We start from the raw sequence: 23,473 nt of genomic DNA, 5'->3' as shown, positions 1-23,473 counted from the left end.
GGCTCTCTGAAAGATGCTGTACAAGTTACTATTCCTCTTCTTAGCTTTAATAATCTAATTAGCTTTGATTATATGTAAAATAATGCCGCACTGTCAAGCTGCAATGGACTTCATTGTCGTTATTTCTTTGCAATAAAGAAAGCTCGCTCCGTCATAGAGGTAGGTTGCTCCCAAGTAAAGTCAGCAGCCATTTGCACCTCAGTGAAACCGACTGCAAGCAGCATTTCCTTAAGCCAATGCAAAGAATAAGCCCTTTGCAGATGAGTTTCATCGATACGTCGGAAAGAATCCTTTCCGCTGTCTTTGACAAATATGGTCAACTCGTGCTCAATCTGCACTCTTTCTTCATCTAACTCGCTTGTCCATATGTAGGCAACATCGTCTTCATTCAGGAAAAAGGGCTGAGAGTCTGCATAAGCGAACAACTGCTCAGGTGTATGCACATCAAAAAGGAAAAGACCGCCTGGCTTAAGACCCTTAAAGGTTTGACGGAAAGCATCAACGATATCTTCTTCCTCTAGCAAATAGTTGAGACTATCACAGATCGAAAGCGCCACATCCACTTGTTCACCGAGGTCCCATTCACGCAGATCCTGTTGTACCCAATGAATGGTGCCACCGCGCAGTTGACTTTTGTGCTCCCCCGTTTTTTGCTCGGCGACTGCCAACATGTCTTCAGATAAATCAATACCTGTCAGCTGGTACCCTTCCAAGGCTAAAGGAATCGTCAAATTTCCAGTACCACAGCCCAGATCAACAATCGTAGATGGTTTCATACCAAATCGTTCGAAGCTTTCTTTCACAAAACGAAGCCAATCTTCATATGGCATGCTGTTCATCAAGCGATCATAGGTGTACGCGAATTTTTCGTAACTCATGTTAACCTTGCGTCTCCTCTTGCTTCAGATAGGTCCAATCATCCTCTTGGTAGATGAGCCCGTCCTTCATAAGCTTGCCTAATGCGCGTTTGAAAGCCGCTTTACTTAGGCCAAACCGATCCTTGATGACATCTGCCGACGTTTTATCCGAAAATGGCATCGCATTTCCAGGCCGTTCTTGGAGGACACTCAAAATGCGCTCCGAATCTTCATCCATTCCTTTTTCTTTCCGGAGTCGCATCGATAGATTGACCCGCCCATCCTCTTCACGAACGAATGCGACCCGTACTTCTACCAACTCACCTACACGCAGCAAGCGTGTCCGTTCCGGAGCAGCAATAAGTCCAATAACACCATAGCCAAGGACTCCTGCTTCGCAAATAACAAAGGTACCAATTTGAAGCGGTCTGTACACACGTGCTTTGACCCACTGATTATTCCAACTCGAGGGTGCACGAACGCAAAGAGGAGCCAGGTCCTCTTCCAGAGCCAGCTTAGCGATTAAACGTTCTTGCCGATCGTGAGCTAATGTGGCAAATACCTTATCTCCTACTTGTGGACGCAGCTCTTCGAGCTCCGGCACATGTCTGTAGGGAAGCAACAGGTTGCGACCCAGTCCCATTTCAAGAAAATATCCAAATCTAGGGTGAATATCTACTACTTCCAGAAGTCCTACTTCGCCCATGAGAAGAAGAGGTCGTTTCATTGTAGCCATCAATCGATCCTGCGTATCGTGAAACAAGAAGGCTTCAACATGATCTCCGGGTTGTATCTTACCTACGATTTCTGCATAAGGCAGAAGAACATCCTGCTGGCCGTCAGTAAGGAAATAACCGTTAGGAGGAACCTCCCTCGCTACCTCTAGGGTAACAAGGGATCCTGCTTCCATTCTCATACGCGCTCCACAACTTTGGCATCGGACCAAAGTCTTTCGATATTATAATATTCACGATCATCGCGGTGGAAGACATGAAGAACAACGTCCCCTAGATCAAGCAGCACCCATCTTGCTGTATCAATACCTTCGTAGCCTCTGATATTAACGCCATACTCATGTGCTTTCTTTCTAGCTTCGCTGGCAATCGCTTGCACTTGCGTTTCCGAATTCCCGTGACAAATAACGAAATAGTCGGCAATTGGGGATACGCCTTTCAAGTTCAGGGTTACAACATCTGCCGCTTTTTTATCTTCAGCAGCCTCAACAACAAAAGCCAAAACTTCTTCTGGGTTTTTACTCATTCAATCATCCTCCAAGGTTCATGTGTTTATTTGTGTAATCAAATCGTTCCGTGTCAAAATAGTAAGCGGATAAATCCGTTTGCCTTTGGCAAGTAAAAAGCTAATCGTGGAATCAAAACCGGCAACCAGCGCCTTCTCTAGGCTTCGCTCAGCCAGTTCGCGAATGAGATCAACACCCGGAAAATCGCGTCCAGGCTCCATATAATCCGCTAAGCATACGATTTTGTCCATTAATGTCATCTGAACACGACCGGAGGTGTGATACCGAATTGCATCTAGTATCTCCTCATCATGGATGCCAAATTGCTCCTTAGCGATAAAAGCTCCAGCATGGGAGTGCCATAGCTCCTTCTCATAATCCAGCAAGTCCTGGGGCAATCCATTCTCGCGAATAATCTTAGCTTGCTCCTGAACGGGCCAATACTTGCAATAATCGTGCAAAATGGCCGCAAGGTCGGCTTTGGCCGGGTCTCCACCAAAGCGTTTCGCCAAAATAACGCTAGTTTCCATGACACCGAGTGTATGCAGCCAGCGTCGCTCAGGCATTTGTTCCTTTACCGCCGCCATCAGTTCCTCACGATTCATACAAACGGTTCACCTCCATATAACCATTCACCGTATCTGGCACAAGGTAACGGACTGAACCGTTCCTTTGTCTTTCATTACGAATAGCTGTTGACGAAATTTCAACAAGCGGCATGGGTACAATCGTAACTCGATTACGAATGTTAATAGGCATTTGCGACATATCAAGTTCATAACCAGGTCTAGCTAATCCAATAAAGCGAATATGCCGCACAATGTCATCAATGCGATGCCACTGCGGCAAATATTGAACCATATCGGCACCTATAATATAAGCAAATTCCGTACCTGGATATTCCTTGCTGAGCAGCTCAATCGTATCGATACTATAGGATACGCCGCCTTTACTAATTTCGATATCCATTGGACGAAAAAAAGGATTGCCTACCGCAGCAAGGCAAACCATCTCCCAACGCTGCTCCGTCGTCGCTTTCGGCGCATTTGGCTTATGCGGCGGCACATTAGCCGGCATCAACCATACTTCGGTTAGTCCTGCTTCCACCCTCGCTCTCTCCGCCGCGATCAGATGACCGGTGTGAATTGGATCGAAGGTGCCTCCCATTATTCCGACAAGCATGCTTCCACCTCTTTAGCGCGGCAGTTCAATCTTTTTCTTGTCACGCGATTCTTTGTAAAGCACGACGATTTTACCGATAACCTGAACGAGCTCAGCGCCAGACTTCTCGGACAATTCAGTGCCGACCTCGTCGCGGTCTTCTCCACTGTTGTTGAGTACCGTAATTTTAATCAATTCACGAACTTCCAAAGCTTCTTGAATGTGACGGATTAAATGATCGTTCACGCCGCCTTTACCTACTTGGAAGATCGGATCTAAATGGTGCGCCATTGAGCGCAAATAACGTTTCTGTTTGCCTGTTAACATAGATGTCCCTCTATTCATTCTTATTCAGCTAACGACTGTTCTACCACCTGTCTCATCGCCGCAACGGGCGCAGGGGTGCCAGTCCAATATTCAAAGGCAAAAGCACCTTGATAAATAAACATACCGAGTCCGCCATGTATGCGGGCTCCTCTTGCTTCCGCTTCACGAAGAAATCTTGTAATTCGCGGATTATAAATGAGATCGCTGACCAGATGATGCGAACGCAGGAGTTCAAGCGGTAACGGAAGTTCTTCAACATGAGGATGCATGCCGGCCGAAGTTGTATTCAGAACAAATTGGACTTCATCTACAACATGTCCTAGCTCGTCCATGCCAAGTCCAATCGCTTCGGTGTAAGCACTGATCGTTTCGGCAAGCTCCAAGGCGCGTTCTTTGGTACGATTCGCGATGTAGATTCGGCCTGCTCCTTCTTTGGCAAGCGCATAGGCAACGCCTCTGGCAGCTCCACCAGCACCAAGGAGAAGAACACTTTTCCCTTTCAGATCAATACCCGTCTCTTCCTTGAGCGATCGCACATAGCCAATACCGTCTGTATTGTAACCGATGAGCTTACCAGATTCATTCACGATGGTATTCACCGCCCCAACGATCCTAGCCCCTTCATCGATTTCATCCAAGTACTGCATAACTTCCACTTTATGCGGAATCGTTACGTTGATACCTCGGTATCCTAATGCCCGTATCCCGCGAACAGCATACCCAAGTTCTTCAGGACGAACGTGGAAAGCAGCGTAAACTGCATTAATACCCGCTTCCTGAAAAGCCCGATTCAACATAATCGGGGAACGGGAATGCCGTATCGGATCTCCGAAAACCCCATATAGAATGGTATGACTGTCAATCGTCGTCATCAGTTTCTCCATGTTCTCCTCTTGTCCCCCTAAATCAACGACTCACGCGTGATCACCTTAATCCCCTTCGGCGCATGAATGGCAAGCTGAGCACCAGCTAAACTGTTCACTTTAATCCAGCCTAAACCAGAGATCAGCACATCCATTTGTTTCCCCCTCGGAATATGCAGCGGATGCTTCACAAGCTTAGGCAGCTCGTCTAAGTCCGCTAGGTTAGGTGGCGCAAGCATGACACCTTTGTGTTCTTCATACAAATCATCAGCCTTTTCTAGCTTTGTACGATGAATTTGAATGGCATTGGACGTGTAGCAAGTGAACGACTGATGTTCACCGCTAATAAAATCAAATCGAGCTAAGGCGCCAAAGAATAACGTCTGCGCTTCATTTAATTGAAACACCATCGGCTTAAGTGGTTTGTCAGGCATGATTCTAGTTAAATCACGCTTTTTCACGACTTCAGTTAATCGATGAGTGTGCACGATTCCTGGTGTATCAACAATAAACCGACCATCATCCAGTGGGATTTTGACCAGATCCAGTGTTGTACCCGGGTACTGCGACGTCGTAAGCTCCGACTCCAGATCACTATAATCACTGATTAAGCGGTTAATGAGCGTCGATTTACCAACATTTGTTGCACCGACCACATAGACATCCATGTTGCCGCGATATTCCTGCACAGCTGTAATAACACGATCGAAACCAATGTTTTTCTTCGCACTGCAAAGGATGATATCAACAACCTTGAGGTTCTCCTCTTTGGCTCTGCGCTGTACCCAGTTAATGATCTTGTTTGCGTTCGTCACTTTTGGCAGCAAATCAATCTTGTTTACGACCAACAGAACAGGATTCGTACCCACAAAGCGTGCAAGACCGCTAATCATACTGCCTTCAAAGTCAAAAATATCTACGATTTTCACAACCAGAGCTTTCGTTTGACCGACATGTCCTAGTAATTTAAGAAAGTCGTCCTGCTGCAGTGTGATACTCGAAGATTCATTATAATGCTTGATGCGATAGCAGCGTTGACAAATAACCGGTTCCTTCTGCATCGCTTCAGCCGGGATAAAGCCCAGCTTACCCTTTTCTTCCGTTTGCAGCAATACGCCGCATCCCGCACAATGATTAATCGTTTCTGTACTCATGAATCCTCCTATTTCTTCATCCTTGCTAAAGCCCATTTCTCAATACGGCGATTGATTTTCGTGAAAAAACCCTCATCCTTAATTGAAATGGGTTGAACAAGGATCGTATATAGCCCCATCCGATTGCCGCCAAGCACGTCTGTTAACATTTGATCACCAATGACAGCTGTTTGTCTCGCATTCGTACCAAGCAGCTTCATGGCTCTGTGGAATGAAACGTTCGTTGGTTTCTTAGCTCGGTGAATGAATGGAATGCCAAGCGGCTCCGCAAAGGCTGAAACCCGTCCATGATTATTATTGGACACGATGACGACCTTGAAGCCCATTTTTTGCAAACGGTTCAACCACTCTATTAACTCCGGAGTCGCATGCGGATCTCGTGCGCCTACGAGTGTATTATCGAGATCTGTTATAATACCACGGACACCAAATCCCCATAGGTGATTGGCATCAATATCATAGATCGTATGTACAGACTGTCTGGGAACTAGCTTTTTCAGCAAACAAATTACCTCCAACTGCTTCCTCGCAAAGCGGAGAGACTTTGAACTACGTTCAAAGATCCCTTATATACGTGAAACTATACCATAGTGATCCACTTGTTGCAAAAAGAAAAGAACATATTTTCCCACTAGGAACGGGCCGGAAGCGGTAACCAGTTCAATACATTTTGAATTTTACGGTCCCAATAGCCCCATTCATGTTCCCCTGGCTCTTCTTCATAGGTCAGATCCATACCCAATTTGCGGCAATAATCTCGGAATCGAATATTATCTTCATAAAGGAAGTCTTCCGTACCGCAGCATTGATAAAGCTTAGGGGATTGTCTAGTCGCGCCTGACAACTGCTCAACCAAATAAAACAAATCATTCCCGCTGCCTTTAATCTTGGATACATCTCCATAAATCAGTTTGAAATCGTCAGGAAAGTTCAATGCTCGGTCCGATATATCCAATGCCCCCGATAAGCTTGCCGCTGCTGCAAACCGATCTGGATGTGAAAGTGCCAGTTTCATCGCGCCATAGCCACCCATTGAGAGGCCTGCCACATAATTCAATTCTCTTTCCTCAGCGAGCGGAAAAAATGATCGCGCTAAAGCTGGCAATTCTTCACTAATGAATGTCCAGTATTTCGGCCCAAACGCCATATCGGTGTAAAAGCTGCGATTGACGGCAGGCATTACAACTGCTATCCCCAATTGCGAAGCATACCGTTCTATCGAGGTTCTTCTCATCCAAATGGTATGATCATCAGATAAGCCGTGCAGCAGATATAGTGTAGGATGCTTAACCCCATAAACCGCAGATGCCAACCCGATTTGATTTTGAGCCGCTTGCGGCAAAATAACGTTCATGGATGCTGAAACACCTAGGGAATCTGAATAAAAATGACAGTCGATAAAAGCCATAAATAATAATCTCCTCTCATAGGAAAACCACCCCCTCGAAAGGTGAGTGGCTTCTTGGTCCTATTTCATTTGTTCTTTTAATCGAATAATAGATTGACTAACGGTCTGATAGTCGACTTCCGTGGAATTCTCCTGACTGTACTTCGCACGCTCAAACAGCTCGAGCACCGTTTCCAGTTCTTTTTTCATCCACTTGCTTTGGTTCGACCACCTTGTCGTCGCTTCTCGCATTGTTTCGTACTCATGTCTCGTGTAGCCCTTGCGACGGCTTAGCCGCAGCAGTTTTTCGAATTCAACGATAATTTTCTGATTAAAATTAACAACTTGTCTTTTCTTCCTGCGGGTTCGCCATGCTCTCCAGTTGTCGCTTTTCAAAATAAAGAATAGAACTACTGCAACTACCGCGGCAGCTGCTACACCACTTAATGTCAACCACAACCATGTAAGGCTCGGAGTCTCTTTTGGTTCGTCAGGCAAAGTAACAGGGTCACTATCTGTTGATAGATCAACAGGTGGCGGTGTTTGCTCTGGGAACACATTCGGCAGTTTGAAGCCTGAGGTCGGTTCAAAGGGTATCCAGCCAAAGCCTTCAAAGTACACTTCAACCCACGAATGAGCGTCTGAATTTCTAACTGTATAGGTACCTGCTCCATCCGTATCGATTTCAGAACCCAGTTGACTCAAAATACCTAAATCCCTAATTTCCTCAGGAATCGGTGAAGTACCCGATGAATAACCTTTCACCCAACGAGTTGGAAGCCCAATAGAACGGGCTAGTACAGCCATAGACGATGAGTAATAATCACAATACCCTTGCTTCACTTCAAATAAGAAGCGGTCTACGAAATCTTTGCTCTTGCCCTTACTTTCATCCGGGGTATTCGTATACGGATAATGATCTGATAAATACTTCTCGATCGACTTTGCTTTGTCATAAGGATTCGTCGCTGCCTTGGTAATTTCAACAGCTAGCTGCTTCACTCGTTCAGGAAGGTCGGCAGGCACTTGTAGATACTCCGCCCATTCCAGTTGATTGGCATAGTCTGATTTGACTTCTCGCAATAACGCTTCTTCCAGTATAGGTTCCTGGGTAACGATTGTATAATCTTTAGGATAATTATTTCTTCCTACATAGCGCAGTTCAGACTGACGCGGAGACCATATCAGGCGTTGAAACGGGTTCTCACCTTTATTCACTTCCACAATCTTCTGGATGGCGAATCCCCCGAACAAAACGGGAAATACTTCCTCTCTATCCATGACAACCGTTTGTGTCACTTCTTTGGTTTTCAAAAGTGACAGATCAAATCGCGGATCTAGCGGCAGCGGATTACTATTCACACGATTGACTGGCAATTTCCGTTCTACAGGGCTAAGATCCCAGCCTTTTCCATTATATAACGATCTCGTTTCGCCTCGGAAATAGGTTCTCTTGCTCGTTTCAACGGTCATAACCGGCGTGTAATCATAACGAAAACCGCCGCCAAGCCGGCTATCATCTCGACTATAGCCGGAAGAAGCATCAGCGTTCGCAGATGACGTGATGCTGACTCCTTTTCCAAGTAGAGGGACAGCTTCACCACGGCTAACTTTCCAAGCTGTGTAAGGATCCGTTAATATCGGATTCACAGTTGGCGCTAGTAGACCCACTAGAAAAGTGACACCGACAATCAATAGAACTGGAACAATAAGGGTGGACGGGTAATCCGTAATCGTTTCCCAAATGACCGGAGCCCGTCTCTTCAGTTGACTAAAATGCTGCACCATCAACAGTGAGAATCCGCAAAATATGACCATAGCTACTTGCGGCCACAAAAAGATCATACTGAAGGAATCACGAATTGCAAAAAATAAAATACTGACAAAAATAAGGACAAATACACGCAGTCTCGATTGGATAGACCACATCGCAAACAAATAAGTCATCCATGCAATTAAACTAAACCAAATGTATGGTTCCAGCTGCCCTGCATTCAGAGCAATCCATTTCACCGCATCTTTCCATGTTGTCACATTAACGGCCACAAAATGATAGCTCAAACCAATTCCATGCAGCCATATAATCAAACCGAATTGTATCAAGGAACGCCAACCGCGATGTAAGTGGGGTATGAGGTAAGTTACCGCTACAATTGAGAGGGTTCCCGTCACAAAAGCGACCGTTTCAGGCAACCAAAGCCCATCTTCTTTCATGATCCAGATGACAAATTGATAAAGGAAAATACCAGTAAGAATTGCGGTTACTCGCTGTGACCAATCTGTCAGTAAAATCCTTTTCCATAATACGTTAGGCATAACGTTTCGCCCCTCCCAACAGGTTAGGCAAGTCCGTCAACTGACTAACCTCATAACCCATATAGCCTTGTGAGCGAATCGCCTTTATCCAATCCTCCTGATTGCCTTCCATGTCCACCCCTTGCGGTTTGAATGCATGGTTGGACTTCGCACGAACCCAGATATGGCATGGATTCATCTGAAGATGTTCCAGGTGATGAATCACCTGAATCATCTCTGAACCCTTTTGCGGAGAAATAAGTACAAAGAAGCAGCCTGCTGGCCATTCCCTCGAGCGTTCCTTGATGATTTGGTGAAGTGAGTGATAACCATCTGCCTCTACACCGACCAAATGCTGTATGATTTGTTTGTGATGATTCTGACTTTGCTTCGGTTCAAAATACGTGGATTCCTTTCCAATCGAAAGTAATCCCAGTGCTAAGTCACGACTCGCTCCATAGCGAAATAAAGAAGCTGCGACAGATACCGCTAGTTCAAATTCGGCAGCATCCCGATAGGCGCGGGCATTCCGATCCAATAGAATAATCGTCTTGGGAAGGGATTCTCGCTCGAATTCTTTGGATTTCCATGTACCTGTCTTCGCAGTGGCATTCCAATGTATACGTGATAAGCGGTCTCCATAAATATATTCACGGACACCATTAATTTGCGTCGTTTCACGATGTGCTCGTGTCGTTGTGGAATGATGCTGCATACCTTTAAGCATTTGGTGAAATTGCGCCCATTCCCGAATAGCAACCGTTTGTGGATAAACAGTGATCGACTGTTGAAGCTCTAAACGGCCCTTATGCTGAAAGAAACCAAAAATATCCTCGGTTAAGCACTCCGTTTCACCAAACCAATAATACCCTCTTCTTAATGGTGGTGTACTGTAAAGTAATTCGCCTCTACGTTTCCAATCCGGCACAATGGAGCCTTCGAATATGGTCTCTTCCCCATTCTGTCGAATAAGCTGATCTTTAATCATCATATAAGGAATAGGCCAGTACCCTGGAATTTGCACGCCAATACCAATCTGCAACGATTGCCCAGCTTCTATCTGAGTTTCTTGCCCTACATTCGCAAGTTTGCGTGTACCTTGCGCACGTTTAATTCCACTCCAGTTGCCAGAGAGTAAATAGGCGGACAATAACGTGATAATGATAAAAAGCATAGAGGCCAGCTTCCCACCTTGAAACAACAGGAACATTAAACTAGCTGTGAAACAAGAAATAAGAAGCCATAGAGCTGCCGGAAACCGGGGAAGTTCCCCGAATCGTTTGAATACCGGTCGATTCATAGGCTCACTTCTCCAATCGAACCGGCACGCGTACTTGCTCGAAAATCGCGCCGAGAACTGAGGAAACCGTGGCTCCGTCCATACGGGCTTCGGAATGAAGAATCATTCGATGACCAAGAACATAAGGAGCAAGGTATTTAATATCATCAGGAATCACATAGTCTCTTCCATGGAGGAACGCAAAAGATTTGGAAGCTAAAACCAATGAAAGCGTTGCCCTTGGGCTGGCTCCCAGGAATACGGCCTGATGTTCACGTGTTTTTCTTGTAATGGTCACTAAATAATCGGCTACTGCTTCATCCAAGTGTACATGACGAACTTGTTCCTGGATGGCTAACACTTGAGACGTATCCATGATCGCCTGCAGCGCCTCCATCGGATGCGCTTTGCTTTGGGACGTAATCATTTGCTTCTCGGCAGCTTCACTTGGATAACCTAGACTTAGCTTCATCATGAATCTGTCAAGCTGTGCTTCAGGCAAAATATATGTGCCTTCGAAGTCAATCGGGTTCTGGGTCGCCAGCATCATAAATGGGGAAGGAAGTTCGTGTATATCACCATCGACGGTGATATGTTGTTCTTCCATTGCTTCCAGTAAAGCTGACTGTGTCTTGGTTGTTGCCCGATTAATTTCATCGACAAGTAAAATGTTCGTCATAATCGGTCCTGAACGGAACAGGAACTTCTCTTCTTTGGGATGATATATAGAAACACCTGTTATATCGGAAGGTAATAAATCCGGATTACATTGAATGCGGCGAAATTGACCATCTATGGATCGAGCAAGTGCTTTAATCAGCACTGTCTTGCCAGTACCCGGCACATCTTCAAGCAAAACATGCCCACCGGCCAGCATCGCAGTTAGCAACAATTCAATCTCAGAGCTCTTGCCGAGAATGCATGATTCCAAATTCGCTTTCAACCTAGCTAGAACTTCTACATGATGATGGGTGGCAGTTTCCATTTGTGATCCTCCTTAGAGTTTTGCTCAGCAAAACTTTCTTCGAAAGCGCTACTGAGTTTTCGTAAGAAAACTTACGTCGTAAGCAGATGCTTAGTCTTCAGAAAGTTTACGACAAAAGCATTCGCTGCGTTTTTCTTTGCAAATTGCGTTTGTGCTGCCATTTATGGTGAAAATACTTCCATAAGTCCGTATTCCTCAAAAATGATAGGAAAATGAGCGTAAATCTAGTTTACAGTAAAGTTTTTCTTCCGTATACTTGTAAATCCTCTAAATTTATTTGTTAAATTTAACCATCCATAGCGGTTTACGATGAGAAGCAAAAAGAAAGAGATCCACAGCAACGTGCTGTGGATCTCAATTTAATATATTACCTATTGCTGCGTATCATATTGCAAAAGTCATAGTAATAATCACCAACAAAATAAAGAGAACCAATACTGCTGCTGAACTACTACCGCCATATCCTGCTCCTGCTGCTGAATATCCCATAAATTAGTCACTCCTTTCATGTGATCGCTGTCTAGGTACTACCAAAAGAAAAACGGAGACCTATGGAAGAATGCTTACGGATTTGGCATTTGAACGAAGATAGATTTTGTCACGCGTGCTCTTAGCCAAAATTCCCTCTAAAATTTGCCCTTGTCGTGTCATAACGTAAACATGTTTGCCCATAAGGGATTTTAGCCGATTATTGTCGATTGACATTCCTATAACCACCAATTGTTGAATTCTCTTAAAAAGCTTGAGGTGTGTTGTTATGAATTACCATACAAATGCGCTGGTAATAATAACCAAAAGAATGAAAAGAACCAAGACAACAGCCGTACTAGTACCCAGACCACCGCTATAACAACCTCCTGCAGCATAACCCATTCCACTTCGCTCCCTTCTGCTATCAGATGGTCTATTGTATTTCAACGGCATTTGAAATGTATGGACAAATGTCAGATAGTAAAGGCCTGTTTTAAGATTAGGATCAATAATCGCTGTTTTTTGAATAAACGCATGCAAAATGCTGATAAATTAGATTTTTTCTGTAAGTTCCATCAAGGTTTTTATGAAGCTGAACCATAATTATAAAAGGGGCTATCCTTTTGGGACAGCCCCTTGCCAAGCATTGATCTTATCCTTTGGGTTTGACAAATACGGCAGCTATGAAGGAGAAAATGATCGCCGCGGATACCCCCGCGCTGGTCACTTTAAAAATACCGGTGATGATCCCTATATAGCCGTCCTTATGAAGTTCTTCTAACGCCCCGTGCACAAGAGCATTGCCGAAGCTGGTAATCGGAACAGTTGCACCCGCACCAGCAAATTCAATGAACGGATCATACAAATTACAGCCGTCTGCTATAGCGCCAAGCACGACAAGTGTGCTCATGGTATGAGCGGGTGTCAGCTTGCCCACATCCATCAAAAGTTGGCCAAATACACAGATGGCTCCGCCTATCAGAAAAGCCCAAAAAAAGTTCATGCGTACAACCCTCCAGACTCAATTGAAACAGCATGTGCAATGCAAGGAATGCTTTCCCCTTGTTGAAAAGTAAGCGGTGAAAGCAAAGCTCCAGTCGCTACGACTAGGATTCGCTTCAATTCGCCACTCTTAATGCGCTTTAGGAGATGACCATAAGTGACGGTTGCAGAGCAGCCACAACCGCTCCCTCCCGCTTGGACAGTCTGCTTCTCGCGATCATAAATGATCAACCCACAGTCGTTATATGTCGTTTGATCAATTGGAAACTTGTGCTTCTCGAATAGTTCGCGCGCAATATTCACACCCACTGTTGCCAAATCACCGGTGACGATTAGATCGTAATAACTAGGCTCAATATTCAGTTCTCGGAAATGAGTTTGAATGGTATCTACCGCGGCCGGCGCCATCGCAGCGCCCATATTAAACGGATCCGTAATGCCCATATCGACGATCCGTCCGATTGTGGCCGAGGTGACGACGGGTCCGTCACCGGTCTTGCCAAGCACAGCGACCCCAGCGCCGGTAACTGTGTATTGAGCTGTCGGCGGCTTCTGCGATCCGTATTCCGTCGGATAACGGAACTGCTTCTCCGCCGTACAGTTATGGCTGCAGGTGCCTGCCATCACGTAGTTGGCAGCCCCCGAGTCCACCAGCTGCGCGGCTATCGCCAGCCCCTCCATCGATGTGGAGCAAGCGCCGAATATGCCGAGATACGGCATATTTAATGTGCGCACAGCAAAGGTATTGGAGATGATCTGATTCATCAGATCGCCTCCAATATAAAACTGTATGTTGCCGCCTTCGAGCCCTGCCTTAGCAAGTGCTCGTTGCGCAGCTTCCTCTAGCAGTGCCTTTTCGGCTTTTTCCCACGTTTTTTGACCTACGGTCAAATCACCGTGGACAATATCGAAATCCCCACTAATTGGCCCCTGGCCTTCATCAGGTCCTACAACCGTCCCCGTTGATAAGATCACGGGGCGATTCTCAAAGACCCAGCTCTGATGTCCCTTCAGCATAAGGTCAACCCCCACCCGTAATGATAAGATGTACGATACCTACAATAAAGGCTGCGACGGTTCCGAAGACAATGACGGAGCCAGCTAACTTGAACATATTACCGCCTACCCCAAGCACAAGTCCTTCCGCCCGGTGCTCAATAGCTGCTGAGCATAACGAGTTTGCGAAACCTGTTACAGGAACGGAGCTTCCCGCTCCGGCCCATTGGGCTATTTTATCGTACACACCGAAGCTCGTCAGTATGACGGATATGATAATTAACACGGCAACCGTTGGATTCCCTGCCGTTTTTTCGGTAAAACCAAACCAATTAACGAACATCTCCATGATACATTCACCAATTAAACAGATTGTCCCTCCAACGAGAAAGGCTCGCAGGCAATTAATTAGAACGGGTCTTTTGGGCTCTTGCTTCTTCGCTAGTTTCTGATACTCCTGCTGCGTCATTGTCAAGTTCTTCTTCTTGTTGTTGGCCATGTTGTCCCTCCAGCTTCCTCTAACGCCCTAAGTTCTTAGAATCATATGCAGATCCTGAATGACCTTCGTTAACTGCACCGAACATGCCTCGTACATCTTCTTTGCTTGCGGATGACTAGTCGTCAATGAAAAAAGTTCAAGATCTGCCTCACACTTCTTCAAAGTGGCTAATAATGCAGGCCTTTCAATCGGTTGAGGCACTTTTAATTTATCATCATAGAGATCGACAGTTAATTCGCCATGCGTGTCTACTTGTGCGAGGAACACATTCTCCTTCGTTACTCCTAGCTTATCCAGTTCCGTATGTAGCCATCCTCTTCCTCTTCCTGTTGCGGCCAAGGGTTCATCTTGTATGACGCCATCCATGATGACGGACTGCGTCGGTTTCTCAATATTCAGCTTCATGCCCAAATGATTAGGTGTCAGAGGCTGGAGTTCACTTTTGAGCAGAACACTTAAATCACCACTAGCCTCAAGCATAGCGAATTCAACATCTGCCATGCGAAAAACACTTTTGGTTCGCAGCTGCGCCAGCAGCTCGTCACCCGTGTAACGCTCTTTTTTCAAATTGTCCTCAAGAATTTTGCCATCTTTTATCACAACCGTTCCTTCACCTTCAAACCAAAGTCGTAACGTCTTACTTTTGAGCGTTAGAATCTCCAGTGTTAAAGGGATGAGAACCCAGACGAGAATAGCGATGACCCCATGCCAGAATCTGAATTCCACATCTGTGGAAATAGTCCCAGCCAAGTCCCCAATCGTAATTCCGAGAACATATTCAAAAAAAGTAAGTTGAGATATTTGTTTTTTACCAAGAATTCGCGTCAGTACAAACAAAAAGACTAATGCGAAAAACGATCTGATTACGATACTCACCCAATCTGCCACAAGCTTTCCCTCCCATTCCTAAAGCTCGAAACAATCTCATTATGTGCTATTTAGGCAGCAAGTATGATCAATTTGAGTTGGATTTAAATGTTAACTACGCGAGCGAAAAAATAGGCTTGCAAGTTTGAATTTACACGAGTAAAATACATTTTATAATAAATGGATAAAGAGTGACTTGCTCTCTATCCATTTTATTTTTCATCATATTTACACGAGTAAATAAAAGGAGGACGATGAGAATGACGACAGTTACCCTGGATATCCCTAAGCTTGCACGACAATTTGAAAAAGACGGTTATTTACTCCTTCGCAATGTACTTTCGGAAGAAAGGATTGCAGTATTGAATAGTGCCGTTGACGGCATCCTTTCCGATGAGCAAGAATCGTTATCCTACAACATTTACAATAGCGTAGAACGAGACCCCTCTATTCTGTCCTTAATGGACAATCCGACACTTCTTCCACTTATCGTTAATTTGATGGGTTATAACATTCAACTTCATATCTCACATCTGACCGTGCGCAAACCAAATCCCGATGATCTCAAGACGCAGACCAACAGCTTCATTCATTGGCATCAGGATGGACCAGCGCCCAAATTCCCAAGTATTAACGGACTTACATCCACCTACTATATTAAAGTTTGTTTTATTTTGAGTGAAATGTCTGAGCCAGACCGCGGGAATACAAAAATCATTCCAGGCAGTCATAAGTAGCCAGATTACCAACCCGTTCAAACCGACGTGAATGTGCTTTTACCAGGAGAAATGCAGATTTGCGGTAAGCCTGGGGACGTATTCCTATTTGCACAAAATCTTTGGCATGCCGGTTCCCCGAATCGCTCCGACTTCACACGTCGACAATTATTTATCGGCTATAGCCCGATTTGGATGAGACCTATTGATTACCATGCTGCTTCTCCTGCTCTACTCGAAGGGGCAGATCCGATTCGCCGCCAACTGCTAGGTGCAATTAGTGAAAACTATTTCAAATTCTACGTACCGGATGAGTCAATGGTCCCGCTTAAAGAATTGTGGTTAGGCGATGCTGCATCGAAAAGCGAGTACATTTAGATTTGTCCAAATTTATGATACCCTTGAGGAAAAAAGAAAAGGGAGCTCCCTATGATTACCAGGAAAGAAGTTGCAGACCGGGCAGGTGTTTCGGTAGCTGTCGTATCCTATGTGCTTAATAATCGAAGCATCGTCAAAGAGGAAACCAGGCAAAAAGTACTTGCCGTGATCAATGAGCTAGGTTATCGTCCCAATCAAACAGCCCGCAGCCTCAAAACTAGGAAAACAGGGCAAATTGCTGTCCTCGTCCATTTCGTGGGAAACCCATTCGAGGGTGGATTGCTATTGTATATTGAGAAAAAAGCTAAACTCAGCAATTATTCTGTGTTTTTTCATTCATTTGAACCTGCTCGTGAAGAAGAATTAAAAAATACACTGATGGGGCGTGTGGACGGGATTCTTCTGCTCGGCCAAACGCTAAGTGAGGAAAGTCAGGCATTTTACAGCTTGATGGAGCTCCCTGTCGTGTCTCTCATGCATCCAGGTGTTTCCATGCCGAGCATCCCGGTCGTTGATGTGGATTGGGTAACCGAAATGCGGCGGTTAATTGTTCATCTGCGTGAACAGGGGCATGATCAGATTGCCTTTATGACCGCTGGCGATCTGCAGGATCCGATTGCTTATCGGCTCAATGCTTTCCGCGAAGCCATGCATCACGAAGGATTGAAACTGCCGGAGCCATATATTCTCGAAGGAGCTGGCCGCTTCGAAATGGCTTTCAACACGTTAACAACAACACTAACGCAGGGTTTTGATTTTACAGCCATCGTAGCAGCAAATGATTTGATGGCTGTTGGTTGCCTCGCGGCTTGCCGCGAATCCGGCATTCTTGTCCCACAACAATTGGCAATCGCCGGTTGCGAAGATATTCTAATGTCTTCGCAGGTCTCGCCAGCTTTGACAGCTATCTCTTATCCACGGATGGAGGTTGGTTTGGCAGCGACAGAATTGCTGCTATCACTCATCGACGGAAATAATAGGAAGACACCTCGACTAGAAGGCAAGCTTTCAGTCAGAACTTCTACAGTTGAGTCTTTATGAACAAATTCAATTGGATTTAATTGTTATAAATGCAGGTGAAAAGTTAGGGCATATTAAAGATCGCAATCAATTGAAAAACGATCAATTTGCTTGCTATCCTACACAAATCTTAAAGAAGAGGTGCACAACATGACAGTAGCTTCTCAAGTAAAAACAACATTGGCTTCACTTAAAAGTGCGCAAGCAAGCTTAGAAACATTTGCTCTAGGCACGCAAAATCAAGAAGCTAAACAGTTGTATGAAGCGGCCGCCTTATCTGCACAAGACATCGTAAATCAAGTCGCCTCCCGTGTGCAGCAATTGGAAAATGAAGAACCTCAGTACAAAGGCTTCTAGTTAACAAACCAAAACCAGCCGTTTGCGATCGCACGCAGACGGCTGATTTTGCATTAAAACAAAACGATGAATACCAGAGTAAGTAAAACGAACAGAATTAATATAAGCAGTATCAGCTTATCTTTTGGCATTTAAGCCGCCCCTCGTTTCGGATGAGATTCCTATTTATTCCAATGGTTGACCGGATGATTTCCTTAGCTCATTGGCCAAACGATGAAATTCTTCTCTTGCCTCAGCATCCTCGGTTGCCAAATTAGCCGCAGACAAGAACGCAATGATTTTATTAGCATCTTCCACACTTAACATAGATTCAGCACCTCCCTGAAGTCGGTTTATTTACCGGTCCAATAATCGAACGTCATCACGTTATTTTTGAAAAAGGAATAGGGCATGTAACAATAGCCTTGATCTCCCCATGCTTTCCCCCATGAATTCCGCACGATGACTATTCCCTTTCCCTTCTGCTTACCATCCTTATATCCGACGGCCACTAGGGCATGCCCGCCTAACATTTGCTCTTTTTTCCGATTCGGGTACGGGATCCTTCCTGTTTTTGCAGCCAATGGACTTTCGAAGGATTGATACAGCCAGATTCCAAAGACAACAGGCTGGCCATCAGCTAAGGCTGCTTTAATCCCTGCCAAATCATGAATCCGATGATACACCTCGATACGGTAGGCTCCTGCTGCAGCTTCAGCCTCAGAATCAGGCTTCACTTTAAATTTGGCTATCCGATAAGGCCATTCGGATTCCGGACATACCCCTATTTTATGCAGCACCTTCATGCCATCACGTACGGTAGCTCCCGAGTCCCAATTGATCGTACCCTCTAATTTACGCTCATGCCAATAATGAAAAAGGCGAGATAGCCGTATCGTTGAATCTCGTTCTTGACGAAGCCAATACTCACGCAGCCCGCTTACAATGGCATTCGATGTGCAAGAGCCTAAATACCCCTGATTTACGATAGGAGACAGCTCCTTGCGCAAATCTACTTTGCGGGGCAATTGCGATTCCCGGATATAATTGACGCTTCGGTAAAAATAATCCCGAAAATCTCTCTGGTCCCGTTTAACCGTGTATTTACGCATCCGTTGCCTCCCCACGGTGTATTAGCCAGAATTGTACTCCAGTATATTCACCCATAGGCTGCAGCGTGCAAAAAAGCACGCATCTCTATGGAATGCGTGCAGGTTGTTGCAGATTATTTTTCATTGCTTTTTGATAAATTTTTAAGTAATTTGTTGTCATTTGGAACGTTGTAAATCTACGAATGACATAACGACGAAGCTCGACAGGATGCGGATAATTCCCTTCTTTTACCTTTGCAACCATCTCAGAAACGGAACGGCAGATTAATTGCGGAAATCCCGCCATAACTTCGGGTACCGCGCCATGTTTCAAGGCGATTACTGGTGTACCACAGGCCATTGCCTCAATCATGACGAGTCCAAAGGGCTCTTCCCACAGCGTTGGAAACAGCAAACAGCTTGCATATTTGAGCAGCGTCTGTTTATTTTTGCCACCTATGGGTCCAACAAAATGGATATGGGGACTCCTTCTGATACGAGGAGCAACTTCGTTACGAAAAAATGCTTTATCTTTAATTGGTCCAGCAATAATAAGTTTTTTATTCGTTCTCTCCGCAATCTCAATGGCGAGCATGACACCTTTCTCTCTCAGAATACGTCCCATAAATAACATAAAACTGCGCTTTTTATCACTGAATTCATATTCACTAGGATTAAGTCCGTTATATACATAGTATCCGCGATTATTGCCCATCACCTTTCTAGCTCGTTTGGAAACATATACAGGATGTTTCACTAGCTGTTTTACAGGGAGATGCAAGGTACATACCGTAGGGAAATTATGTTTGCTCCGCCCAAGTGCAGAACTGAACGTATGATCATGAATAACATCAACATCCCGCGGCATCTTACTCAAGACATAACTTGCTATTCCTCCATCACGAAGACCCTCTGGGAACGGAATAAGCTTAGCACTAGTTCTACTGCCTCTTGGTGCAAATACCGTGACTCGATGTCCTCTTTGCACAAGGTTTTCGGTCAATTCATGGACAACTTTCTCTGTACCGCCTTGGTTCGTGGGTGGCAGCTTCTGTGCATTTGGAAAGTTAGAAATCACCTGCACAATGTGAAGACTTTTCATTCCCCTATCACTCCGTTTCTCTTAACATTTTCTCTATGTGCTCGCGAAGCCATGGCCTCAGACTGGCTCTCTTATTCGCTTCAGAAAGAATCGATGTAATAAAACCTCTATGGTTTCCAATATCATGCCATTGCCCCTTTACCTCACAGGCATAAATGGCTTCGATTTCGTTCAACGTAATCAGTGCGTCCGTCAATTGAATTTCTTTACCTACACCGGCTTTTTGAGTGGCCAAAACATCGAAAATCTGAGGTGTCAAAATGTAACGACCCAGTATGGCCAAATTAGACGGCGACATTGGAAGAGCTGGTTTCTCAATAAGGTCTACTACACTATGAATACCTTCATGCAGGACTTTGGCCTCTACAATTCCATAATCCGAAACGAATTGATCCTCAACTTCCTGAACACCAATAATTGACCTATGATATCGATTATAGTAATGGATTAATTGCGCCAATGCAGGCGTTTCGGCATCAAAAAACGTATCGCCCAATAACACTGCAAAGGGTTCATTTTGAACAAAAGCGCGGGCACACCAAATAGCATGTCCTAGTCCGAACGGCTCGGTTTGGCGAATATAATGAAGGTTGGCTAGCTGGGTTGGCTCCTGCACACGCCCTAGAAGATCAAACTTCTCACGCGTTCTAAGATAACTCTCCAGTTCGAAAGCGGTATCGAAATGATCTTCGATCGCTTTCTTCCCTTTCCCAGTTACTATGATAATGTCTTCAATGCCTGAAGCTACCGCTTCTTCTACGATAAATTGAATGGTTGGTTTATCTATGATAGGCAGCATTTCCTTGGGGAGAGCTTTGGTCGCCGGTAGAAATCGCGTACCCAAACCTGCTGCAGGTATGACCGCTTTTCTAATCTTCAAACATATCACCATCTCTCAATTAAAATTACTAAGCTTTATGTATAAAATATGCAAACCAGTTTCGAATGCCACGGACATGTATCTTTTTCACTCAAAATATACTGGTTAAAACAGGTCATAGGCACTGGGTGAACTTTCAGTTATGATGAAGGTGTGAACATGATCAACTGACAGAAAGGAGCAAACTCCATGACGATGACATCATTCACTAAAGTGTTACTTGGGAGTACCAGTCTCTTATTCATGCTGACCTTAGGGACTCAGACGACGGAAGCAAGGGAAAGTCAATTTACTAGAAATGGAACAGGGCCCCTATATTGGAGCACTTATGAATATCAATACACACGTAATGCCCCTATGAACGAGGCAGAATGGAAGAAAAACATCGATTGGATTGCAAGCGATTACAAAGCATCGGGCTATGACATGATAGCTTCCGACGGTTGGATTGAAGGTGCTCAGCTCACAAATGAGAACGGTTACATTTTATCCCACAATGATAATTGGCAGCATGACTGGGCGTATTGGTCAACCTACATTCAAAATAGAGGCATGAAGCTCGGCGTTTACTATAACCCCTTATGGGTAACACGGAGCGCCGCGGCAGATCCAACGAAAACAGTCGCCGGAACGAATTACAAAATTAGTGAAATTGCCAGCTCCGCAGATAAATTTAATGATGATTTGTACTGGGTAGATGTTACGAAACCCGGCGCCAAGGCGTACATTCAAGGGTATGTGAATTACTTCAAACAGCTAGGTGTTCCCTACCTGCGAATTGATTTTCTCTCTTGGTATGAAACCGGAACAGATAAAGGCAAGACGATTGGAGTTAATCATGGCTCCGAGAACTATCAGACGGCTCTAAAGTGGATGCAGGAAGCAGCCGGCGATGATATGGAACTAAGTCTCGTAATGCCTCATTTAAACAATCATGCAGCTGGCGAACTGCCGTATGGTGATATGGTCCGAATCAATGAGGATCTCGCCCATGGCGGTTGGGAAAACTTAAGCGGTCAACGTCAAAATTGGGTGAACAGCTGGTCGCAGTGGGCCAATCCGTTCCAAGGATTCACTGGATTTTCCGATATCGCTGGCCGTGGTTCCAATATGATCCTGGATGGGGATTTCATCCGCATGAATACCTTCAAAACGGATGAAGAGCGCAAAAGCATCATTCAATTATTCACAATGGCTGGATCGCCAATTGCGATAACGGATCAGTATTCCACGATTGGCAATTTCGGCAGCTTTTACAAAAACAAGAACATGCTTGCGCTCCATAATCAAGGGTTCGTAGGCAAACCTTACTATAATAATGGGCATTCATTTAGCAGCGATCCGGGGGCAAGGAATTCAGAAAAATGGCTTGGACAATTACCAGATGGCAGCTGGGTTGTCGGTTTATTTAATCGATCAGATGAGACAGCCACTCGTTCGGTCAATTATCTGAAAGATTTGGGACTGACTGAATCAGCGAATACAACCGAGCTCTGGACAGGAACTAGCCTGGGCAAACTTACTGCCTACAGCCCGAGTCTAGTGAAACATGCTTCTAAAGTTGTGAAAATTGAACCGGAAGGCACGAAAGCGAATTATGCTGCTGAAGTTGCCACTTGGCTGGGCGGTACGCATTTTAACAATAATTATGCGGGTTATCAAGGATTTGGTTTTGTGGATGGTTTGGGATTGACGGGGGCGAAAATTGTCTATGCAGTCCAAGCAGCTGAGGAAGGTGACTATGCGCTCTCTTATCGTTATGCAAATGCGTCAGGGATGAACAGCACTCTTCATGTAAGCGCAACCGATGATAAGGGAGCTGTTGTTCAACCTTCGCGGGCAGTCACGTTTGGTTCGACTTCAGCTTGGCAGACATGGATGAACCAGAATGATCGCATTCATTTGAAAGAGGGTTTGAACCTGATCACTTTAGAACGCACAGCCTCAGATACGGGTGAGATTCACTTGGATGGTCTTGTGCTCGACAAGAATCAGTTAGCCGACATTGACTCTTCGCTCTTGGAAAATGGGGATTTTGAAAGCGGTGACATTCGAGGCTGGTCGGAATGGCATCCATCAGGTCAGACAGCAAAGTACGGCGTTGATTCTTACGATGCATATAAAGGTAACTACAAGCTCTATTTCTGGGACACCAAAGCCTATAAGCAAAGCATTCATCAAAAATTAACTGGACTTTCAAATGGATCATATACCGTCAGCGCATGGGTCAAAGAGACGTTATATGGAAACAAACCAACGACAGTCCGGATGGAGCTTCGTGAGCATGGTGCTAAGACAGTATACAAGAACATTAGTCCGATCAAAGGGTATCAACGGATTCAAGCAACCGTTAATGTAACGAATGGCAGCTTGGACATCGGCTTCTATGTGGATTCACCGGGTTTAACTTCTTTGCAAATCGATCAAGTTTCCATTGAGAAGATAGACTGATTCAAAATTGACCTGGCTTTTTGGCCAGGTCTCCATCTCTTCCATATGAAATCGAACCTAAAAACATCGTCTCAGGCCTTATTTAGGATTAGGATGGTCCATCCTCCCCCATTTGC

The 23,473-nt window shown here is 45.0% G+C and carries 28 protein-coding genes, 1 pseudogene and 1 other annotated feature (1 of these 30 cut by a window edge); of the genes and pseudogenes, 6 read left to right on the top strand and 23 right to left on the bottom strand.

All coding sequences use genetic code 11. The annotated features are described in order from the left end of the window. Positions 1-51: a binding site (T-box leader), on the bottom strand (it extends 261 nt beyond the left edge of the window). Between the two features lie 68 nt (positions 52-119). The 19 genes from QFZ81_RS11195 to QFZ81_RS11105 form a co-directional block, all read right to left on the bottom strand. Beyond that, positions 120-878, bottom strand: a complete 759-nt coding sequence (locus QFZ81_RS11195; protein ID WP_307444482.1) for a class I SAM-dependent DNA methyltransferase — start codon at positions 876-878, stop codon at positions 120-122. A gap of 1 nt (position 879) precedes the next feature. Next, positions 880-1,773, bottom strand: coding sequence for a CvfB family protein (locus QFZ81_RS11190; RefSeq protein ID WP_171643691.1), 894 nt, complete (start codon positions 1,771-1,773; stop codon positions 880-882). Next, positions 1,770-2,117 (bottom strand): ribosome silencing factor, encoded by a 348-nt coding sequence (gene rsfS, locus QFZ81_RS11185; protein ID WP_307444487.1) that lies wholly within the window; start codon positions 2,115-2,117, stop codon positions 1,770-1,772. The genes QFZ81_RS11190 and rsfS overlap by 4 nt, the downstream gene beginning before the upstream one ends. A gap of 18 nt (positions 2,118-2,135) precedes the next feature. Then, on the bottom strand, positions 2,136-2,702 hold the full coding sequence (gene yqeK, locus QFZ81_RS11180; RefSeq protein ID WP_307444490.1) for a bis(5'-nucleosyl)-tetraphosphatase (symmetrical) YqeK: 567 nt from the start codon (positions 2,700-2,702) through the stop codon (positions 2,136-2,138). Beyond that, complete coding sequence (locus tag QFZ81_RS11175) at positions 2,692-3,279, bottom strand: nicotinate-nucleotide adenylyltransferase (protein ID WP_307444492.1); 588 nt, start codon at positions 3,277-3,279, stop codon at positions 2,692-2,694. The genes yqeK and QFZ81_RS11175 overlap by 11 nt, the downstream gene beginning before the upstream one ends. A 12-nt stretch (positions 3,280-3,291) precedes the next feature. Beyond that, the gene (gene yhbY, locus QFZ81_RS11170; RefSeq protein ID WP_029193567.1) at positions 3,292-3,585 is read right to left on the bottom strand and encodes a ribosome assembly RNA-binding protein YhbY; all 294 of its coding nucleotides are present in this window, start codon (positions 3,583-3,585) and stop codon (positions 3,292-3,294) included. A 20-nt stretch (positions 3,586-3,605) separates the two neighbouring features. Then, positions 3,606-4,469, bottom strand: a complete 864-nt coding sequence (aroE, locus tag QFZ81_RS11165) for a shikimate dehydrogenase (RefSeq protein WP_307444496.1) — start codon at positions 4,467-4,469, stop codon at positions 3,606-3,608. Positions 4,470-4,486: 17 nt separating this feature from the next. Next, positions 4,487-5,602, bottom strand: coding sequence for a ribosome biogenesis GTPase YqeH (gene yqeH, locus QFZ81_RS11160; RefSeq protein ID WP_307444499.1), 1,116 nt, complete (start codon positions 5,600-5,602; stop codon positions 4,487-4,489). Positions 5,603-5,610: 8 nt separating this feature from the next. Continuing rightward, positions 5,611-6,105 (bottom strand): YqeG family HAD IIIA-type phosphatase, encoded by a 495-nt coding sequence (locus QFZ81_RS11155; protein ID WP_171643686.1) that lies wholly within the window; start codon positions 6,103-6,105, stop codon positions 5,611-5,613. Between the two features lie 128 nt (positions 6,106-6,233). Further along, positions 6,234-7,010, bottom strand: coding sequence for an alpha/beta hydrolase (locus QFZ81_RS11150; protein ID WP_307444502.1), 777 nt, complete (start codon positions 7,008-7,010; stop codon positions 6,234-6,236). Between the two features lie 60 nt (positions 7,011-7,070). Beyond that, positions 7,071-9,305, bottom strand: coding sequence for a transglutaminase TgpA family protein (locus QFZ81_RS11145; protein WP_307602777.1), 2,235 nt, complete (start codon positions 9,303-9,305; stop codon positions 7,071-7,073). Next, positions 9,298-10,584 carry a DUF58 domain-containing protein gene (locus tag QFZ81_RS11140; RefSeq protein WP_307444507.1) on the bottom strand — a complete coding sequence of 429 codons (1,287 nt, stop codon included), beginning with the start codon at positions 10,582-10,584 and terminating at the stop codon, positions 9,298-9,300. The genes QFZ81_RS11145 and QFZ81_RS11140 overlap by 8 nt, the downstream gene beginning before the upstream one ends. 4 nt (positions 10,585-10,588) lie before the next feature. Beyond that, entirely contained in the window at positions 10,589-11,548 is a 960-nt protein-coding gene (locus tag QFZ81_RS11135; RefSeq protein ID WP_307444510.1) for an AAA family ATPase, read from the bottom strand. Positions 11,549-11,932: 384 nt separating this feature from the next. Then, complete coding sequence (locus QFZ81_RS11130; protein WP_307444513.1) at positions 11,933-12,037, bottom strand: YjcZ family sporulation protein; 105 nt, start codon at positions 12,035-12,037, stop codon at positions 11,933-11,935. 273 nt (positions 12,038-12,310) lie between these two features. Beyond that, complete coding sequence (locus QFZ81_RS11125; protein WP_307444515.1) at positions 12,311-12,421, bottom strand: YjcZ family sporulation protein; 111 nt, start codon at positions 12,419-12,421, stop codon at positions 12,311-12,313. 250 nt (positions 12,422-12,671) lie between these two features. Then, a complete protein-coding gene (spoVAE, locus tag QFZ81_RS11120) occupies positions 12,672-13,022 on the bottom strand; it encodes a stage V sporulation protein AE (protein WP_171643680.1) in 351 nt (116 codons plus the stop codon). Continuing rightward, on the bottom strand, positions 13,019-14,038 hold the full coding sequence (gene spoVAD, locus QFZ81_RS11115) for a stage V sporulation protein AD (RefSeq protein WP_307444518.1): 1,020 nt from the start codon (positions 14,036-14,038) through the stop codon (positions 13,019-13,021). The genes spoVAE and spoVAD overlap by 4 nt, the downstream gene beginning before the upstream one ends. Positions 14,039-14,042: 4 nt before the next feature. After that, complete coding sequence (spoVAC, locus tag QFZ81_RS11110) at positions 14,043-14,516, bottom strand: stage V sporulation protein AC (RefSeq protein ID WP_307444520.1); 474 nt, start codon at positions 14,514-14,516, stop codon at positions 14,043-14,045. Positions 14,517-14,543: 27 nt separating this feature from the next. Then, a complete protein-coding gene (locus QFZ81_RS11105; protein WP_307444523.1) occupies positions 14,544-15,404 on the bottom strand; it encodes a DUF421 domain-containing protein in 861 nt (286 codons plus the stop codon). A gap of 239 nt (positions 15,405-15,643) precedes the next feature. On the opposite strand from QFZ81_RS11105, the gene QFZ81_RS11100 reads away from it, so the two are divergent. The 5 genes and pseudogenes from QFZ81_RS11100 (at position 15,644) to QFZ81_RS11080 (ending at position 17,854) form a co-directional block, all read left to right on the top strand. Further along, the gene (locus tag QFZ81_RS11100) at positions 15,644-16,120 is read left to right on the top strand and encodes a phytanoyl-CoA dioxygenase family protein (RefSeq protein WP_307602775.1); all 477 of its coding nucleotides are present in this window, start codon (positions 15,644-15,646) and stop codon (positions 16,118-16,120) included. Positions 16,121-16,171: 51 nt separating this feature from the next. Continuing rightward, positions 16,172-16,477, top strand: coding sequence for a phytanoyl-CoA dioxygenase family protein (locus QFZ81_RS11095; RefSeq protein ID WP_307602773.1), 306 nt, complete (start codon positions 16,172-16,174; stop codon positions 16,475-16,477). A 42-nt stretch (positions 16,478-16,519) separates the two neighbouring features. After that, positions 16,520-16,660 (top strand): annotated as a pseudogene (locus QFZ81_RS11090) (LacI family DNA-binding transcriptional regulator); the annotation flags it as partial. Next, positions 16,643-17,518 (top strand): LacI family DNA-binding transcriptional regulator, encoded by an 876-nt coding sequence (locus tag QFZ81_RS11085; RefSeq protein WP_307606878.1) that lies wholly within the window; start codon positions 16,643-16,645, stop codon positions 17,516-17,518. The pseudogene QFZ81_RS11090 and the gene QFZ81_RS11085, both read left to right, overlap by 18 nt. A 129-nt stretch (positions 17,519-17,647) precedes the next feature. Then, positions 17,648-17,854, top strand: coding sequence for a DUF1657 domain-containing protein (locus QFZ81_RS11080; RefSeq protein ID WP_057303170.1), 207 nt, complete (start codon positions 17,648-17,650; stop codon positions 17,852-17,854). Positions 17,855-18,019: 165 nt separating this feature from the next. Here the strand turns inward: QFZ81_RS11080 and QFZ81_RS11075 are convergent, their stop codons facing one another. The 4 genes from QFZ81_RS11075 to galU form a co-directional block, all read right to left on the bottom strand. Next, on the bottom strand, positions 18,020-18,160 hold the full coding sequence (locus QFZ81_RS11075; RefSeq protein WP_307602772.1) for an N-acetylmuramoyl-L-alanine amidase: 141 nt from the start codon (positions 18,158-18,160) through the stop codon (positions 18,020-18,022). A gap of 26 nt (positions 18,161-18,186) precedes the next feature. Continuing rightward, a complete protein-coding gene (locus QFZ81_RS11070; protein ID WP_307602770.1) occupies positions 18,187-18,945 on the bottom strand; it encodes a C1 family peptidase in 759 nt (252 codons plus the stop codon). Positions 18,946-19,030: 85 nt separating this feature from the next. Further along, a complete protein-coding gene (locus tag QFZ81_RS11065) occupies positions 19,031-20,026 on the bottom strand; it encodes a glycosyltransferase family 4 protein (protein ID WP_307602768.1) in 996 nt (331 codons plus the stop codon). Between the two features lie 7 nt (positions 20,027-20,033). After that, positions 20,034-20,906, bottom strand: coding sequence for a UTP--glucose-1-phosphate uridylyltransferase GalU (gene galU / locus QFZ81_RS11060; RefSeq protein WP_307444536.1), 873 nt, complete (start codon positions 20,904-20,906; stop codon positions 20,034-20,036). A gap of 189 nt (positions 20,907-21,095) precedes the next feature. Between galU and QFZ81_RS11055 the strand changes: the two genes are divergently transcribed. Continuing rightward, positions 21,096-23,357, top strand: a complete 2,262-nt coding sequence (locus tag QFZ81_RS11055; RefSeq protein WP_307444539.1) for a carbohydrate-binding protein — start codon at positions 21,096-21,098, stop codon at positions 23,355-23,357. Positions 23,358-23,473: the final 116 nt, after the last annotated feature.

The sequence above is a fragment of the Paenibacillus sp. V4I9 genome (assembly GCF_030817295.1).
In the GTDB taxonomy this organism is placed as follows: Bacteria; Bacillota; Bacilli; order Paenibacillales; family NBRC-103111; genus Paenibacillus_E.
Note: the sequence above shows the minus strand (reverse complement) of the source record. Positions and strands in the feature narration are given on the sequence as shown.

Excerpts from the sequence above, each read along its gene's own strand:
- QFZ81_RS11195 (WP_307444482.1), bottom strand. The coding sequence starts at position 878 with ATGAGTTACGAAAAATTCGCGTACACCTATGATCGCTTGATGAACAGC.
- QFZ81_RS11190 (WP_171643691.1), bottom strand. The coding sequence starts at position 1,773 with ATGAGAATGGAAGCAGGATCCCTTGTTACCCTAGAGGTAGCGAGGGAG.
- rsfS (WP_307444487.1), bottom strand. The coding sequence starts at position 2,117 with ATGAGTAAAAACCCAGAAGAAGTTTTGGCTTTTGTTGTTGAGGCTGCT.
- yqeK (WP_307444490.1), bottom strand. The coding sequence starts at position 2,702 with ATGAATCGTGAGGAACTGATGGCGGCGGTAAAGGAACAAATGCCTGAG.
- QFZ81_RS11175 (WP_307444492.1), bottom strand. The coding sequence starts at position 3,279 with ATGCTTGTCGGAATAATGGGAGGCACCTTCGATCCAATTCACACCGGT.
- yhbY (WP_029193567.1), bottom strand. The coding sequence starts at position 3,585 with ATGTTAACAGGCAAACAGAAACGTTATTTGCGCTCAATGGCGCACCAT.
- aroE (WP_307444496.1), bottom strand. The coding sequence starts at position 4,469 with ATGGAGAAACTGATGACGACGATTGACAGTCATACCATTCTATATGGG.
- yqeH (WP_307444499.1), bottom strand. The coding sequence starts at position 5,602 with ATGAGTACAGAAACGATTAATCATTGTGCGGGATGCGGCGTATTGCTG.
- QFZ81_RS11150 (WP_307444502.1), bottom strand. The coding sequence starts at position 7,010 with ATGGCTTTTATCGACTGTCATTTTTATTCAGATTCCCTAGGTGTTTCA.
- QFZ81_RS11145 (WP_307602777.1), bottom strand. The coding sequence starts at position 9,305 with ATGCCTAACGTATTATGGAAAAGGATTTTACTGACAGATTGGTCACAG.
- QFZ81_RS11140 (WP_307444507.1), bottom strand. The coding sequence starts at position 10,584 with ATGAATCGACCGGTATTCAAACGATTCGGGGAACTTCCCCGGTTTCCG.
- QFZ81_RS11135 (WP_307444510.1), bottom strand. The coding sequence starts at position 11,548 with ATGGAAACTGCCACCCATCATCATGTAGAAGTTCTAGCTAGGTTGAAA.
- QFZ81_RS11130 (WP_307444513.1), bottom strand. The coding sequence starts at position 12,037 with ATGGGATATTCAGCAGCAGGAGCAGGATATGGCGGTAGTAGTTCAGCA.
- QFZ81_RS11125 (WP_307444515.1), bottom strand. The coding sequence starts at position 12,421 with ATGGGTTATGCTGCAGGAGGTTGTTATAGCGGTGGTCTGGGTACTAGT.
- spoVAE (WP_171643680.1), bottom strand. The coding sequence starts at position 13,022 with ATGAACTTTTTTTGGGCTTTTCTGATAGGCGGAGCCATCTGTGTATTT.
- spoVAD (WP_307444518.1), bottom strand. The coding sequence starts at position 14,038 with ATGCTGAAGGGACATCAGAGCTGGGTCTTTGAGAATCGCCCCGTGATC.
- spoVAC (WP_307444520.1), bottom strand. The coding sequence starts at position 14,516 with ATGGCCAACAACAAGAAGAAGAACTTGACAATGACGCAGCAGGAGTAT.
- QFZ81_RS11100 (WP_307602775.1), top strand. The coding sequence starts at position 15,644 with ATGACGACAGTTACCCTGGATATCCCTAAGCTTGCACGACAATTTGAA.
- QFZ81_RS11095 (WP_307602773.1), top strand. The coding sequence starts at position 16,172 with ATGCAGATTTGCGGTAAGCCTGGGGACGTATTCCTATTTGCACAAAAT.
- QFZ81_RS11080 (WP_057303170.1), top strand. The coding sequence starts at position 17,648 with ATGACAGTAGCTTCTCAAGTAAAAACAACATTGGCTTCACTTAAAAGT.
- QFZ81_RS11075 (WP_307602772.1), bottom strand. The coding sequence starts at position 18,160 with ATGTTAAGTGTGGAAGATGCTAATAAAATCATTGCGTTCTTGTCTGCG.
- QFZ81_RS11070 (WP_307602770.1), bottom strand. The coding sequence starts at position 18,945 with ATGCGTAAATACACGGTTAAACGGGACCAGAGAGATTTTCGGGATTAT.
- QFZ81_RS11065 (WP_307602768.1), bottom strand. The coding sequence starts at position 20,026 with ATGAAAAGTCTTCACATTGTGCAGGTGATTTCTAACTTTCCAAATGCA.
- QFZ81_RS11055 (WP_307444539.1), top strand. The coding sequence starts at position 21,096 with ATGACGATGACATCATTCACTAAAGTGTTACTTGGGAGTACCAGTCTC.